The organism is Amycolatopsis sp. cmx-4-61 (assembly GCF_046548775.1).
GTDB lineage: Bacteria > Actinomycetota > Actinomycetes > Mycobacteriales > Pseudonocardiaceae > Amycolatopsis.
Map to the genome: position 1 here is coordinate 38,549 of NZ_JAEBEI010000026.1, position 12,487 is coordinate 51,035.

Consider the following 12,487-nt stretch of genomic DNA (forward strand, 5'->3'; position numbering starts at 1 on the left):
AGCGGATCGTCGCGGCCGTGGCCGTCGGGTGCCTGACGCTCGCGGGGTGCTCGGCCGGGGAGTTCAAGGGCGTCTACGACCTGCCCCTGCCGGGCGGCGCCGACGTCGGCGACCACCCGTACTCGGTGACCGTGCAGTTCGCCGACGTGCTCGACCTCGTGCCGCAGGCCGCGGTGAAGGTCGGCGACGTCCCGGTCGGGCGGGTGCGGGAAGTCCGGCTGGGCGGCGACGGCTGGACGGCCGAAACGGTCCTGGAGGTCAACGGGGACGTCGTGCTGCCCGCGAACGCGGTCGCGCGGCTGCGGCAGTCCAGCCTGCTCGGCGAGAAGTTCGTGGAACTGGCCGCCCCGGACGGTGAAGTCAAGAACGCCGGGCGGCTGGCGAACGGCGCCACGATCACCCTGGACCGCACCAACCGCAACCCCGAGTTCGAAGAGATCTTCGGTGCCCTGTCCCTGCTGCTCAACGGCGGCGGGATCGGGCAGCTGCAGACGATCAACCGCGAACTGTCGAAGGTGATGGACGGCAACGAAGAGCAGATCCGGTCGTTCCTGTCCGGAGTGGACACCCTGGTGACCGGCCTGGACGCCCACCGCTCGGACATCACCGAAGCGCTCGACGGGCTCAACCGGCTGTCGGCCACGCTCGCGAACCGCCACGAACAGGTCTCCGGCGCGCTGACCGACCTGACCCCGGGGCTGCAGACGCTCACCGACCAGCGCACGCAGCTCGTGTCCATGCTGCAGGCGCTGGACCGGCTCGGCACGGTCGCCACCGACGTCGTCGACCGCAGCCGCGCCGACCTGGTCGCCGACCTGCGCGCGCTCGCCCCGATCCTCGGGCAGCTGGCCGCGGCCGGGCAGAACCTGCCGCAGTCGCTGCAGATGCTGCCGACGTTCCCCTTCCCGGACTCGGTGCTCGGCGCGGTGAAGGGCGACTACGTCAACGCCTACGTCTCGATGATCCCGGCCCCCGGGGTGCCGCTGCCCCCACCCGGCCAGGGTGTCCCGCCCGGCCTGCCGACGCTCCCGCTGCCGAGCAGCGGGACCCGGGTCTCCGGAGGCAGCTGATGCTGAGCACCAGGGTACGCGTCCAGGTCGTGCTGTTCGTCGTGATCGCGCTGGCCACGACGGCGTTCGTCGGCGCGAACTACGCCGGGCTGGGCCGGCTGTTCGGCTCCGGCAGCTACACGGTGAAACTCGAGCTCGCCGAGGGCGGTGGCCTGTTCACCAACGGCGAGGTGACCTACCGAGGCGTCGCCGTCGGCCGGGTCGGGCCGCTGCGGCTGACCGTCACCGGCATGGAGGCCGACCTCCTGATCGACGACTCGGCCCCGCCGATCCCGGCCGACTCGCGGGCCGTGGTGGCGAACCGTTCGGCGGTCGGCGAGCAGTACGTCGACCTGCAGCCGCGCACGGCCGACGGGCCCTACCTCGACGGCGGCTCGGTGATCCGGCGCGAGTCGACGACCCTGCCGCTGCCGGTGAACAACCTGCTGACGGACCTGGACTCGTTCACCGCGTCGGTGCCGACCCAGGACCTGCGCACGGTGGTCAACGAGCTCGACGACGCCCTGCGCGGCTCGGGCCCGGACCTGCAGGCGCTGATGGACTCGGCGACGACGTTCACCCAGGAGGCGAGCAGCCACCTGCCGCAGACGTCGAAGCTGATCGACGACGGCGCGACGGTGCTGCGCACCCAGCTCGGTTCGTCGGCGGAGTGGCGGTCGTTCAGCAGCAACGCGCGCGTCTTCGCCCAGCAGCTGGCGAACTCCGACGGCGACCTGCGGCGCGTGATCGCGAGCGCACCGCCGGCGGCGTCCGAGCTGAGCGGGCTGCTCAAGGAGAACGATCCGGGCCTGCCGATCCTGCTGGCCAACCTGCTGACGACGTCCCGCGTGTTCGCCACCCGCACCGCGGCGGAGCAGCAGTTCCTGGTCGACACCCCGAAGGCGGTGGCGGCGGTGGGTTCGGCGCTGAACGACTCGGGCGACGCGCTGCGGATGGGGCTGGTGCTGAACTTCGACGACCCGCCGCCGTGCCTGCAGGGCTACGAGGGGACACCGCACCGGTCGAGCCGGGACCTGACGCCGTTGCCGTTCCGAACGGACGCGGCGTGCACGCTGCCGTACGGGAACCCGAGTTCGGTGCGCGGCACGCAGAACGCGCCGCACCCGCCGGTCCCGGCCCCGGCGCTGCCGGGCGGGGTGACGAGCCCGCTCGCGCTCGGCACGCAGGCGACGGCGACGAGCCTGGAGGAGATGCTGTGGCTGCGGTGAAGGTCGGGTTGGCGGCACTGACCGCGGCGGCGGCCGTGTTCGCGGGCTGGTCGGGCTATTCCTGGTACGCGGCGGCCCACGCGGCCACGGCGACGTACGGGACGGCCCGCGACGAGGCACTGGCCACCGGCCGCACGCTGGTGGCCCAGCTGAACACGCTGGACTACCACGACGTCGACGGCGGACTGGGCAGGTGGCTGGCGGCCTCGACGGGCCCGCTGCACGACCAGCTGGCCCGCACGGACGAGACGACGAAGAGGACCCTGGCGGCGAACGCGACGGTGGCGACGGGCCGCGTGGTGGACGCGGCGCTGAGCGAGCTGGACGACCACTCGGGCACGGCGAAGATGCTGGCCTCGGTGGAGATCACCATGGCCAAGGCGGGAACGGCCCCGGCGGTGAAGCGCAACCGCTTCGCGGCGGCGCTGAGCCGGACCCCGGACGGCTGGAAGCTGAGCGCGCTGGACCAGCTGCCGGTGGGTGCCCGATGAGCCGCCCGAGGACGACGGCGGCCGCGGAGGGCAAGCCCTTCGCCGATCCGGCCGAGGCCGCGCCACACCGCGCCGCGGGGAACTCGGGCGCCGCGGAAACAACCGCGAGCGAGCCGACCACCGACCCGAGCTCCGCCGAGTCCGTAGCCGCGAGCGAGAACGAGGGCCCCGCCTCCGCTCTCGCCACGCCCGCCGCGAGCGAGCCGGCGGCCCTCGGCGGCGGCGCCGCCGAGGGCGGTGCGACCACCGAGCACTTCCCCGCGACCGCCACCGAACCGGCCGCGGAATCCGGCGACGCCACCGGGAGCAAGCCGACCGCCGCCGCGAACGAAGCAACCGAAACCGACCCAGCCGAAGCCGAGCCCGCCGAAGCCCGTCCCGCCTGGCGCCGTCTCCCCGCGCTCCTCCTCGCCGCCACCCTCGTCCTCACCGGCGCCGGGGTCTGGTTCACCTTCGAAGCCCGCTCCGCCGCGGACAACCCCGCCGCCGCGAACCGGGCCCTCACCGATGTCGGGGCCACCGCCGATGTCACCTCCGCCGTCACCCTCGCCGTCAACCGGATCTTCTCCTATTCCTACGACCGGACCGACGTCACCGAAAAGGCCGCCGCCGCCGTGCTGCGCGGGCCCGCCAAGGATTCCTACGACAAGCTCTTCGCCGAAGTCAGGCGCAAGGCGCCGGAACAGAAACTCGTGCTCACTTCGCGCGTTTCGGCCATCGCCGTCCAAGAACTCGACAATGGTCACGCGCGGTTACTCGTCTTTCTCGATCAATCAGCCGTCCGGGCCGACAACAATGCAACCGACACCGCCGCCGCGCAGCTTTCCGTGACCGCGGAACGCACCAACGGCGGCTGGGTCATCACCGGGCTCGAACCACGCTGAAACAGCGTACTTCACCGTTTCCGGGAGCACCCGGAAACGGACGGGAAAACGCACAAGGAGGACAACCATGTCCGTGGCAACGCAGCTCAAGAGACTGGCCGTGCTCACGTCGGCGGCCGCCGTCGTGCTCGGCGGGGTGGCCGTGACGCCGGCTTCGGCCGACGTCATCGAAATCCCCGTGTCCTACAGCGTCACCGGCACCACCACGGTCAAGAAGACCGGCAGCACCATGAAGCTCGGCCCCGGCACCCTCCAGGGCAACCTCATCATCGACGACCAGACCGGCTCGGTCGGCCTCAAGGCGGACCTGTCGCTGCCGCCGTCGCAGGCCGACATCTCCCTGGTCTCCGGCCTGTTCCGGATCAAGGCCAAGGTCAAGGTGATCCCGCTCGGGCCGGCCACCGGCACCATCGCCGACGGCACGCTGACCACGCACGCCAAGGCGAACATGGAGATCTCCGACATCTGGGTCGGGCTGATCGTGCCGGTGATCCCGCTGCCGACCGTGCCCAGTGCCTGCCGGACGAAGACCCCGGTCGACCTGAACCTGGTCGCGCCGAACATCGACATCACCTCGCCGACCATCACCATCGGCGCCACGTACACGATCCCGGAGTTCAGCAACTGCTTCATCGCCGACCTCGCGCTCGGCGCCCTGGTTTCCGGGCCGGGCAACACGATTTCGCTGGATCTGACCGCTCCGCAGAGCTGACGCGACGGGTGGCGGGCGCTCCGCCCGCCACCCCCGCCCTCAGCAGGGCGCGCTGACGTCTTCCTTCAGCACGAAGCTGTCGTTGTCCCCGGCGGAGACGGCGAACACCGGCCCGCACGTCACCGGCTCCGACTCGGTGACGAAGTCCGAGCCCCAGGCGACGATGTCACCGTTGGTCTTGAAGGCCAGGTTGTGGTTGAACCCGGCGTCGATGCCGGCGACGTCGGACAGGGCCGCCTCCGGGACGTCGATCTGGTGGTAGTTGTCCCGGCCCCACGCGTAGACGCGGCCGTCCTTGAGCGCCAGGCTGTGGCTGAACCCGGCGGAAATCGCCGTGACGCCCGAAGAAAGCCCGTCCGGAACCGTCGTCTGCCCGTAGCCGTTGTTGCCCCACGCCAGCACACCGCCGTTCTTGAGGACCAGGTTGTGGTCGCCGCCGGCGGAAATCGCGGTGACGCCGGACTGCGCGAACGCCGGCACGTCGGTCCGCGTCCCCCAGCTCACCACCTGCCCGCCCTGCTTCAGCGCCAGGCTGTGCATGTTCGACGTCGAGATCGCGATGACGCCGCTGCTCACCGAGGCCGGCAGGGTGGTCTGGCCGTACCAGTTGTTGCCCCAGGCGATGACCTTCCCGTTCTTGAGGGCCAGTTCGTGGCCCCAGCCGGAGGCGATCCGGTCGACGCCGGACTTCGCGTCGGCGGGCACCACGTTGGCGCCCCAGTTGTTCGCGCCCCAGGCGAAGACCGTGCCGCTCTGCAGCGCCAGCACGGTCGTGCTGCCCGCCGACACGGCGGAGACGCCCGAAAGGACGTTCGGCGGCGGGACCGTGATGCTGTAATCCTGCTTTCCCCAGGCGATCACCCCGCCGACGGTGTCCGCCGACGCCGGCACGGCGCCGAGCGACAGGGCCGTCGCCGCCGAGACCGTCAATACGGCCGTCCTGAGCGATACCCGTTCACAACGTGAAGTAAGAGGCACGGTAGCCTCCTTTCTCGCGTTTCGTTCTGCGCGATTGCTTCGGCAAGATCGTGAATGGTAGACCGTTCCCGGCACCGTTCGGACACGCGATGCTTCTTTGTCAAAATCCGATGAAACCACGGCCGGGCCTGCGCGCGTGCGCACAAGAAAACCGGACCACTCCGGCGCGGTGGACTGACGATGCCACAAAGTCTTGTTCCGTAATGAACTCGCGAGTAGCCTCATTCCCGGCAGATGGACCTCCACCTCGCACGTCGGTGAATTCACGTCCCGCCGCTCGGGGCAATGGGGGCGGGCGAACGTGATCGACAGAGCAACGACGGCGAGCAATCGATCAGCCAAAGCCGAGACTGTACTGAATCAAAGGAGATGGGTATGTCCCGACTCAGCAGGCTGTCCGCCGGAATCGCGACCACCGCTACCGCCATCGGCGCCATCGCGGTGCTGACCGCGGGCACCGCGGCCGCCGCCACGGTCACCTACACCGCCGGCGGAACCACCCCCCTGACCTACACCTGCACCTTCCCCGGCATCACGCCGCAGCCCGTCCTCGTCACCGCGCACCTGGACGCGGAGGACAGCGTCGCGGCCGGCGGCACCCTCACCCCGGCCAACGTGGGCGGCTCGGCGACGATCAGCGCCGGTGTGCACGCGCTGCTCACCGCGGTCGGCTACGACGGCATCCGCGGCACCGCCTCCGTGCCGGTGACGGCGGCGTCGGGCACGCTGTCGCAGCCGGCGGCCACCGGGCTGAACATCCCGGAGACCATCTACCCGGCCGGCGGCGCCATCACGGTGAACATCGCGCAGGTCGCGACGTCGAGCGTGCCGACCTACACCGCGCCGGCGGCGTCCGGCACCGACACGCTGTCGATGGGCACGACGGTCACGGCGGCCCTCGAGTTCCACAAGAAGGCCACCAACACCTGGACCGCCTGGTCGATGAGCTGCACCCTCAAGGTCACCAACCCGCCGCAGAACGCCGCGTTCAGCCCGAGCATCACCGTCAACTGACGCCGGTCCCCGGTGCGGGCCGCCTCGTGAGAGGGGGCCCGCACCGGGTTCGCCCGTCCTTCCGCACCAAGAACACCAGGGAAACCGATGCCACGTCGAGTCCGGCCCCGCTCCGTCACGGTGACCGCGCTGGCGGCCGCCGGCCTGCTGTCCGCGGCGAACGGCGCCTTGACCGGGGTCGGTTCGGCCGCACCCGGCCCCGCGGTCCCGCCGGACACGCAGGCGAGCGCGTCGGTTTCGGTCCACTGCCCGTTCGCCGACCCGCTCGGCCCGCGCGCGCTCACCGTCGAAACGACGGCGACGCTGCCCGCGCAGGCGAAGACCGGCACGTCGGCGACGATCGGCGCGTACTCCGCGAAGCTCGGCCTCCCCCGCGACGTCGCCCTGTCGCTCCTGCCCGCCGGCGCCACCACCGGTTCGCTGCGGGGCGCGGTGCAGCTGGACCTCACCGTGCAGCAGGACGACCGTTCGGACAAGGTGCCCGTTTCCCTGGTGGTGGCCCCCACCCCGCTGCCGGAGACCGGCGACGTCGTCCTCACCGCCACCGGCGCCGTGCCGGACATCGCGATCAACACCGTCGGGGCGGTCACCGTCACGGTGACCGCGCCGACCCTGACGCTCGAAGCCGTCCCGGCGCCCGACGCGCCCGCGCCCACCACCGCGCCGCCGAAGGTCGCGTGCACCCTCGACGAAGGTCAGCAGGCCACGCTGGGCAAGATCCTCGTGCTGCCGAAGACGGCACCGAAGGCCGAGCAGCAGCAGTCCGCCGCGCCCGGCGAGGTGACGGCCCAGGACGAGCCGCCCGCCAACGAGTACACCCAGCCGCTGGGCCTGGTCACCATCCTGACGACGTCGACGATCCAGAAGCTCGGCGCGACGGTCGTCTCCCCGCCGGCCCTGTTGATGAACGGGTTCATCTCGATCAACCTGGACACCGGCGATTCCAGCATCTCCGGGGCGAGCGTGTTCAGCCCGGTCAGCACGACGTTCCTCGGCTTCGGGTTCGTGCCCGTGACCGCGACCGTCGAGTTCCTGCCGGTCGACTACCGGAACTCCAAGATCATCGAGGTGACCGGCCAGCTGTACACCGACGACGTCACCGGGCTGCCGTCCCTGCGCACCTCGCTGGAGGTGTACGCGCGGATGAGCCACGCGGAGATCAACGGCGTCCCGCTCGACCTCGGTCCCGACTGCATGACGAAGGAATCGGTCAAGCTCAAGCTGAGCGGGCCGTACGAAGCGTTCGGCAGCGGTCACATCACCACCGACCCGGACGGGTTCGTGCTGCCCGGCTTCACCGGTTGCGGCACCAACGGCCAGGACCTGAACCCGCTCCTCGAGGGGATGAGCTCGGGCGGCGGCAACCGGGCCGTCGTCGACACGTTCAACCTGGTCGGCTGCGACACGCCCGACCCCGCCCAGTGCCCGGAGGGCTCCCAGCCGCCGGCCCCGGGTTCGCAGAACCCCGCGGCGAAGAAGGCGGTCACGAAACCGAGGTAACCGAACGAGGGGGGCGATGAGGATCGCACCGGCGGCCGCGGCCGCCTTGACGTACACGTGCACCTACCCGGGTGTCGCGCCCCAAGCTTCCGACTTCACGGGCGCTCGGGCGGCTTCCCGCAGCAGCCGGTCCCCACGCCCGGCCCGCTGAGCTTCACGGCCGGCGCAGAACCGGGCGTCCAGCCGGACATCGCGATCTCCTGAACCGGAAGGCCGTCATGCGCACTGCCCGCGGTTTCACCCTCGCTCTCGTCACGACGGCCGCGCTCGCGGGAGCCGCGGCCCCCGCCGGCGCGAGCACCACGTTCCACGCCGGCCCGATCGCCTACGCCTGCCAGTTCCCCGACGGTTCGCCGCAGACGGTCACGCTGACGGACGCGTTCACCGGGCCGGACACGGTCGCTCCCGACGTGAACTTCCGGACCACGAACGTTTCGGGAAGCGTCACGCTGTCCCCGGCCGCGCTCACCTGGTTCACCAGCCGGGGCAGCGACGGCCTGCTGGGCGGCCGGGTCGCGGCCTTCGCCGAAGCGGCGAACGCCCCCCGGTCCTCCACGGCCGCCGCGACGATCACGCCGGACACGTGGGGCGCCGGCCCGGTGGCGGCCGGCTTCACCGGCGGACAGCAGACGCACCACTCGGGCACGTCCGGCTCGATCACGTTCACCGCGGGTCAGCTGGTCCTGATGCTGTCGTTGCACCGGCCGGACGGCACACCCGCGTTCGTCACCTCGGTGTGCCACCCCGAGGACGGCCAGGACACCGCCTTCACGCCGGCCCTGCCGATCGGGCCGGCCTAGCTGGAAGTCCACTGTGGACGCGAACCGCCCGACCGCGGTGACGGCAGCAGCTCGCTCACCGGGTACCGCAACGGCAGCGGCGCAGCACCCGCCCGCAGCGCCAGCTCCATCTCGAACCGCGCCGCCGGGTCGCGGAGGCTGTCGCCGAACGTCGCCTGCAGCTGGCGCATGCGGTAGCGGACCGTCTGCGGGTGGACGCCGAGGCGTTCCGCGATCTCCACCACGTTGCCCTGGCTGTCCAGCCACGCCCGCAGCGTCTCCAGCAGCCGCTCCTGCTGCTTGCCCGTCATGTCCGCCAGCGGGGCGAACAGGCGGTGCCGCAGCGTCCCCACCAGGCCCGTGTCGGAGTTCACCAGCAGGGTCGCCAGGTGCTCCTCCGCGCGCAGGACCGGGCGCGCCGCCAGGACGCCGCGTTCGGCCAGCTGGAGCGCGTTGCGGGCCCAGCGCAGCGAATCCGCCACCGAGGCCAGCGGGACGCACGGGCCGATGCTCAGGCGGCAGTCCGGCAGGGCCACTTGCAGCGCCGCCAGCCGGGCGCTGCTCAGTTCGCCGGGGACGACCAGTTTCGGGTCCGGCGTGTCGAGTTCGGCGAGGACGTCCGCGTCCAGCCCGGCGTGCCGGCGGGCCGGGGCGACGCCGCCGGCCGGGCAGATCGCCACCGGGGTCGCGTCGGACGGCACCGGCCAGCCGATCAGCTGGGCCAGCTCGGCAATCGCTTTCGGGGACGCGGGCGGCGTCTCCAGGATCAGGTGCAGCAGCTTGCGGCGCCACGTGTCCAGCGCGCCCGCGGTGCGCGCCTTCGCCTCGAGGTAGCCGTCGAGGGCGACCGACGCGAGCTCGTCCATGAACGCCAGCATCGCGTCGGCCAGCTGGGACATCACCGCGGAGGAGAGGCCGCTGCGCCGTCCGACGCGCATGATCCGCCGCCACGACACCCGCGCGCCGACGCGGTAGGCCGACTGCAGCGTGTCGAGGCTGCGGCCCTCGCGCATTTCGTTCTGCCCCAGCCGGTGGTGCACTTCGTGGGACTGTTCCTTCGACACGGTGGGGTCGGCGATCTGCGCGACGAACAACGTGATCGCGTATTCGACGCCGGCCCGGATCGACTTGCCGTAGGGCCCGTCGAGCGGGCGCGCGTACGCCGGGATGGTCGCGCGGATTTCTTCGACGATTTCGGCAGCGAGGCTGGCCAGTTCCGGCCGCAGGATGTCGGCCAGCTTGCGCGGTAGGGCGGCGGTGGGCGGCGGCGCAGCGTGATCGAATCCGCGCTCCACCGACATCGCAGCTCCTTTGCTCGGCCTCGGGCTCCGGTCGCGGACGCCCCGCGGCCGGGCACCCCGCGCCTGTTGCGGGGTGACAACCGGCACATCGAAAAACTAACGCCAAACGTGTCACACCCGTGAAGGAAAACCGGATTGTTGTCACCGGAATGACAATTTTTCGCCGCCGGGCTGCGAACGGCTGACAAGCGTCCCGCCGACTGCACGGTGACGTGCGTGCGAACGGACGAACCCCGAACGAACCCCCAACGAGCAGCCGCCGTTGCGGTTACGCCGGCATCTTGTATCGTGTGGTTGGTACAAGCAGAGGAGGAACCGCATGCCGTGGGACAACGTGCTCGGCGTCGCCCTGTTCACCGGGCTGATCGGGCTGGCGATCCTGATCGTGCTGTGGCCGGGGAGGAAGCACGGAAAGCGCTTGCTGGAGCGCTGGGGCGTCGAGGAGCCCGACGACGGCGAGATCGAGCTCGCCGTCCGCTACCTCAAGCGGCGCCGGCTCTGGTACCCGTGGCTGTTCCTCGCGATCCCGCCGGCGCTCGACGACGCCGGCGCGGGCACGATCCTCGCGACCCTGCTGCTGGGCGGCCTGATCGCCGAACTGCTGGCGCAGCGCCCGTCCCGCGGCCCGCGCCGGGAGGCGGTGCTGGCGCCGCGGACGCTGCTGGGGATCGTCCCGGCGTGGATCCTCGTACTCGGCGGCCTCGCGGTCGCCGGATCGCTGCTGCACCTCGGGCTGACGGGGCAGGGGAAGCTGCTGGCGGTCGCGGCGGGCACGGCGGTGGTCAGCGCGGCGATCACGCTGCTGGCGGTCCGCCGCCCGGCGGCCGGTGCCCCGCGCGCGGACCTGGCGCTGCGCTGCCGCAGTGCGCGGGTGGCGGTCGGCCTGGGCATCGGTGCGTGCACGGCGGTCGGCTGGCCGGTGGGCGACTTCGGCTCGTTCCTGGCGGTCGCGGCCGGCCTGGCGGCGTTCCTGGCCGTGACGGCCCCGGCGAAGCGGCTGCCGGCCACGGCGTGAAGATCGTCGTCGACACCGAGAACGGCGTGCCACCATGGCGGCAGGTGCACGCCCAGGTGATCCGGGCGGCGACGACGGGAGCGCTGCCGGAGGGGACCCGGCTGCCCCCGATCCGCCAGCTGGCGCGGGACCTGGGCTTGGCGTCGGGCACGGTGGCCCGGGCGTACCGCGAGCTGGAGGCGGCGGGCTGGGTGGCGACGGCCCGGGCCCGCGGCACGGTCGTGACGATCCCGTCGGGCCGCCCGGACCGCGCGGCGCTCCTGGGGGCCGCCGCGGCCGAGTTCGCGGGCCAAGCCCGGGACCTCGGCGCGGACCTGGAGACGACTCTCGACGCGATCCGCATGGCTTGGCCGCACTGAGCCGCCCGCCCTCCGCGCAACTGGACTCCGCGCAACTAAAGAGCAACTGAAGGACAACTCGCCGAGCATCCCCACCTCCGGCAACTGAAAGGCAACTCGCCAGTCGCGCCGACACTCCGGCAACTGAAGCGCAAGTGAAGCGCAACTTTCGGCCGAGCCGAGCGCTGTGCAAGTGAAGGGCAACTGACCGAGCATTCCCGCCCTGCGGCAACTGAAGCGCAAGTAAGACGCCACTGGAGCGCAACTCCCCGGCGCGCCCGACCCGACGCAACTCAAGCGCAACTGAAGCGGAACTCCCGGCCGAGCCGAGCGCGGCGCCTACTTGTTCCCGAGCAGTCGCCCCACCGCCGCGATCACCGGTTCCAGGACCTCGACCTCGCGCGGCGTCCCCACGCACTCGGTGATCCCCGCGCCGACCACCTCGAACCGGGCCAGCGCGTCGAGCTCCGCCACCAGCCGGGCGATCGTCCAGCCGCCGGGCTCCGGGTGGTTCAAGCCCGCGAACTCGCCCGGGTCCAGCACGTCCAGGTCGACGTGGACGTACAGCTTCTCCACCCCAGTCAGAGCGCGCACGGAGGTCACCGCGAGGCCGCGTGAAACCGCCGCCTCCTCCTCCGGGTCGAACACCCGGGTCCCGGCCAGCGCCACGTTCCCGGGCGTCAGCGCCGGTGAAGCCGCGAAGTCCGGGTCGCCCTCGCCGAGCAGCGAGCGCAGCACCATCCCGTGGAACGCGCCCGACGGCGACGATTCCGCCGTGTTCAGGTCCGGGTGGGCGTCGAACCACGCGACGCCCAGCCCGGGCCCGTGCCGGAACCGCGCGACCCCGATCGGGACCAGCTCGACGCCGCAGTCGCCGCCGATCGTCAGGACCGGCCCGCCGGGGGCCTCCAGGGCGGCCAGCTGAGCCGCCCGGTTGGCGCCGGTCAGCACCGCGCGGGAGGCGATCCCCCGGTCCACTTCGGACACCGCACGCGTCTGCCGGACGTGGTGGACGGGCCGGCCGAGCACGTGCCCGGCCAGCTCCGCGAGCGCCACACAGCCGTCCGGCAGCTCCGCCGCGCGCGGTCCGGCCGCGCCCTGCCGTTGCGGTACCGCGTTGATCAGCATCCGCCGAGCGTATCGCTGCCGCCCCGCGGTCGTGAGCGGCAACGCGGAGAATCCGCCTTGCCGCTCACG

At 71.9% G+C, this 12,487-nt stretch carries 13 protein-coding genes; 10 read left to right on the plus strand and 3 right to left on the minus strand.

Annotated elements, in window-relative coordinates; all coding sequences use genetic code 11:
* Nucleotides 1–5: 5 nt before the first annotated feature.
* The 5 genes from ACLJOU_RS41950 (at nt 6) to ACLJOU_RS41970 (ending at nt 4,365) form a co-directional block, all read left to right on the plus strand.
* Nucleotides 6–1,070: an MCE family protein gene (locus ACLJOU_RS41950; protein ID WP_410574904.1), complete on the plus strand. Its 1,065-nt coding sequence runs from the start codon at nt 6–8 to the stop codon at nt 1,068–1,070.
* On the plus strand, nt 1,070–2,278 hold the full coding sequence (locus ACLJOU_RS41955; RefSeq protein WP_410574847.1) for an MCE family protein: 1,209 nt from the start codon (nt 1,070–1,072) through the stop codon (nt 2,276–2,278). Before ACLJOU_RS41950 ends, ACLJOU_RS41955 begins: the two co-directional genes overlap by 1 nt.
* Nucleotides 2,266–2,769 carry a hypothetical protein gene (locus ACLJOU_RS41960; protein WP_410574848.1) on the plus strand — a complete coding sequence of 168 codons (504 nt, stop codon included), beginning with the start codon at nt 2,266–2,268 and terminating at the stop codon, nt 2,767–2,769. Before ACLJOU_RS41955 ends, ACLJOU_RS41960 begins: the two co-directional genes overlap by 13 nt.
* Nucleotides 2,766–3,653, plus strand: coding sequence for a hypothetical protein (locus tag ACLJOU_RS41965; RefSeq protein ID WP_410574849.1), 888 nt, complete (start codon nt 2,766–2,768; stop codon nt 3,651–3,653). The genes ACLJOU_RS41960 and ACLJOU_RS41965 overlap by 4 nt, the downstream gene beginning before the upstream one ends.
* Nucleotides 3,654–3,720: 67 nt before the next feature.
* The gene (locus tag ACLJOU_RS41970) at nt 3,721–4,365 is read left to right on the plus strand and encodes a hypothetical protein (RefSeq protein WP_410574850.1); all 645 of its coding nucleotides are present in this window, start codon (nt 3,721–3,723) and stop codon (nt 4,363–4,365) included.
* A gap of 39 nt (nt 4,366–4,404) precedes the next feature.
* On the opposite strand, the gene ACLJOU_RS41975 is transcribed toward ACLJOU_RS41970, so the two are convergent.
* Entirely contained in the window at nt 4,405–5,295 is an 891-nt protein-coding gene (locus ACLJOU_RS41975) for an RCC1 domain-containing protein (protein WP_410574851.1), read from the minus strand.
* Between the two features lie 423 nt (nt 5,296–5,718).
* On the opposite strand from ACLJOU_RS41975, the gene ACLJOU_RS41980 reads away from it, so the two are divergent.
* From ACLJOU_RS41980 to ACLJOU_RS41990, 3 genes are all read left to right on the plus strand, one after another.
* On the plus strand, nt 5,719–6,357 hold the full coding sequence (locus ACLJOU_RS41980) for a DUF6801 domain-containing protein (RefSeq protein WP_410574852.1): 639 nt from the start codon (nt 5,719–5,721) through the stop codon (nt 6,355–6,357).
* Between the two features lie 87 nt (nt 6,358–6,444).
* Entirely contained in the window at nt 6,445–7,857 is a 1,413-nt protein-coding gene (locus tag ACLJOU_RS41985; protein WP_410574853.1) for a DUF6801 domain-containing protein, read from the plus strand.
* Between the two features lie 218 nt (nt 7,858–8,075).
* On the plus strand, nt 8,076–8,657 hold the full coding sequence (locus tag ACLJOU_RS41990) for a DUF6801 domain-containing protein (protein ID WP_410574854.1): 582 nt from the start codon (nt 8,076–8,078) through the stop codon (nt 8,655–8,657).
* Here the strand turns inward: ACLJOU_RS41990 and ACLJOU_RS41995 are convergent.
* Entirely contained in the window at nt 8,654–9,937 is a 1,284-nt protein-coding gene (locus ACLJOU_RS41995; RefSeq protein ID WP_410574855.1) for a PucR family transcriptional regulator, read from the minus strand. The two genes, ACLJOU_RS41990 and ACLJOU_RS41995, sit on opposite strands and share 4 nt — an antisense overlap.
* A 319-nt stretch (nt 9,938–10,256) precedes the next feature.
* Here ACLJOU_RS41995 and ACLJOU_RS42000 point away from each other — a divergent pair, with 319 nt between their 5' ends.
* Both ACLJOU_RS42000 and ACLJOU_RS42005 read left to right on the plus strand, forming a co-directional pair.
* Nucleotides 10,257–10,952 (plus strand): hypothetical protein, encoded by a 696-nt coding sequence (locus ACLJOU_RS42000; RefSeq protein ID WP_410574856.1) that lies wholly within the window; start codon nt 10,257–10,259, stop codon nt 10,950–10,952.
* On the plus strand, nt 10,949–11,311 hold the full coding sequence (locus ACLJOU_RS42005) for a GntR family transcriptional regulator (RefSeq protein ID WP_410574857.1): 363 nt from the start codon (nt 10,949–10,951) through the stop codon (nt 11,309–11,311). Before ACLJOU_RS42000 ends, ACLJOU_RS42005 begins: the two co-directional genes overlap by 4 nt.
* Nucleotides 11,312–11,629: 318 nt before the next feature.
* Here ACLJOU_RS42005 and ACLJOU_RS42010 read toward each other — a convergent pair whose 3' ends face one another.
* Nucleotides 11,630–12,418, minus strand: a complete 789-nt coding sequence (locus ACLJOU_RS42010) for an arginase family protein (RefSeq protein WP_410574858.1) — start codon at nt 12,416–12,418, stop codon at nt 11,630–11,632.
* Between the last annotated feature and the right edge of the window lie 69 nt (nt 12,419–12,487).

Bases quoted from the DNA above. Each gene is read 5' to 3' on its own strand.
- ACLJOU_RS41965 (WP_410574849.1), top strand. From the start codon at position 2,766: ATGAGCCGCCCGAGGACGACGGCGGCCGCGGAGGGCAAGCCCTTCGCC.
- ACLJOU_RS42010 (WP_410574858.1), bottom strand. From the start codon at position 12,418: ATGCTGATCAACGCGGTACCGCAACGGCAGGGCGCGGCCGGACCGCGC.
- ACLJOU_RS42000 (WP_410574856.1), top strand. From the start codon at position 10,257: ATGCCGTGGGACAACGTGCTCGGCGTCGCCCTGTTCACCGGGCTGATC.
- ACLJOU_RS41990 (WP_410574854.1), top strand. From the start codon at position 8,076: ATGCGCACTGCCCGCGGTTTCACCCTCGCTCTCGTCACGACGGCCGCG.
- ACLJOU_RS41985 (WP_410574853.1), top strand. From the start codon at position 6,445: ATGCCACGTCGAGTCCGGCCCCGCTCCGTCACGGTGACCGCGCTGGCG.
- ACLJOU_RS41970 (WP_410574850.1), top strand. From the start codon at position 3,721: ATGTCCGTGGCAACGCAGCTCAAGAGACTGGCCGTGCTCACGTCGGCG.
- ACLJOU_RS41955 (WP_410574847.1), top strand. From the start codon at position 1,070: ATGCTGAGCACCAGGGTACGCGTCCAGGTCGTGCTGTTCGTCGTGATC.
- ACLJOU_RS41980 (WP_410574852.1), top strand. From the start codon at position 5,719: ATGTCCCGACTCAGCAGGCTGTCCGCCGGAATCGCGACCACCGCTACC.
- ACLJOU_RS41995 (WP_410574855.1), bottom strand. From the start codon at position 9,937: ATGTCGGTGGAGCGCGGATTCGATCACGCTGCGCCGCCGCCCACCGCC.